The sequence below is a fragment of the Bartonella sp. CL435QHHD genome (assembly GCF_042195095.1).
Classification (GTDB): Bacteria; Pseudomonadota; Alphaproteobacteria; order Rhizobiales; family Rhizobiaceae; genus Bartonella.
Genome location: NZ_JBHINS010000008.1, coordinates 1 through 1,610, shown reverse-complemented (window position 1 = coordinate 1,610; position 1,610 = coordinate 1). Strand labels below are relative to the sequence as shown.

At 47.6% G+C, this 1,610-nt stretch carries 1 protein-coding gene; it reads left to right on the top strand.

Annotation, left to right across the window (positions count from 1 at the left end; genetic code table 11):
- On the top strand, nucleotides 1-1,610 hold a 1,610-nt coding region (locus ACFILH_RS00465), incomplete at both ends, for a hemagglutinin repeat-containing protein (protein ID WP_375667199.1).

The window sequence follows — 1,610 nt, the reverse complement described above, 5'->3', positions numbered from 1 at the left end:
GGGTTAGTGCTAGGCAAGCCCTTAACGCCTCAGCAGATTGCTGAGATCAAAAAGGATATGATCTGGCTTGAAACTCACCTTGTCGACGGACAAGAGGTCTTAGTGCCCCACGTTTATTTGGCGCCAACCTCCTCTTCAGAACAAGGGATAAAAAACGCACAAGGATTGCAAGGAAACCTTGCCAGTGCACGTTTGAAAGGGAATGGGGTCACCTTGAATGCGGACCGTCTTACCAATAGTGGTGCTGTGGTAAGTGATGATGCATTGCATGTTTCGACCACGCAAACATTGTTTAATGATGGTGGTTTTTTAGATGCCAGAGGTGCTGTAGAACTCACCAGTAACGGTCTTTTAGCCAATTCTTCCGGTGTTATTCATGGTGATACGGTTACCATGACGGGTGGTACGATTGTCAATAGTACCGCTAAAATCCGTGACACGAATGAATATGGTTTTGTTGATCGAGCTGGGCAGAAGGGACAAATTCTCTCTGATCATGAATTAAACATTCAATCCCTTGGTGATCTTGGCTCAGAGGGGGGGGAATTCACCAGCGGCGGTCCGATGACGGTGATTGTCGGTGGTTCTGCTACGTTTGGTTCATTAGTGCTAGAGAGTGACCATAAGGAGACATTGGAAAAAGGGCATTATAACGCCCAAAGCAGTGAGCACCGTTTGACAGAAGTCAACAGTGATGGAGATTTGACCATTGTCACAGGTGGTGAACTGAACCTTGAGGGAAAGTTTAAAGCCAAGGGCAATGGGGATTTCACCAGTGGTGGCGCTCTCAACGCGATTTCAGAGCAAGATTTTAACAGTTTTGATTTGGATCTGAGGGGCAAAGAAGGCGACAAATCGAAGCAAAAGAATAAGTTTCGTCAACAATCAACAGAAGTTACTACAAACAAAACCACGATAGAAACAGAGGGCAACCTCTCCATGCATGCGCAAAATGGGGATCTCACACTTGGTGCGGCAGGGCTATCAAGTGGTGGTCAGACGCATTTGGCATCAGATAAGGGAAAAATCAAGTTTCTGACCAACAAGGATCAAGATTTTAAGGATGTTTATCAGCGTAATGAAAACCTTGTGTGGTGGAGTGAGAGCGATAAAGGTTACCTTAAGGAGACCATCGAACATGTCACCATAGATGCTAAGGGTGGCATAAAGCTTGATGCGGGTGATGGCTTTGTTGTTGAGTATGAGGCAACTGGTGATTTAGACAAATCTCTTGAGCAATTGTCTCGCTCTCCAGGCATGGCATGGATCAAGCAACTGCGTGATGATCCAGAATTATCCAAGCAAGTGGATTGGCAAGCAGTTAAGGCTGAATTTAAAGACTGGGATTATAAAGCCCAAGGGCTGACAGAAGCCGGTGCGGCTATCGTGGCCTTGGCTGTCACGGCGGTTACGGGCGGAGCAGCCTCGGGCGCTGCCAGTGCCATTACTGGTGCTTTGGGGCTTGGCTCGAGCACCGCCATGAATGCGGCGATACAGGCAGGTGTCCAAGCGCTGATTAATAAAAGCGCTGTGGCTCTTGTCAATAATCGCGGCAACATTGCCGGCGCTTTGCATGAGCTTGGCTCTTCAAAGAATGTTCTCAGCATTGT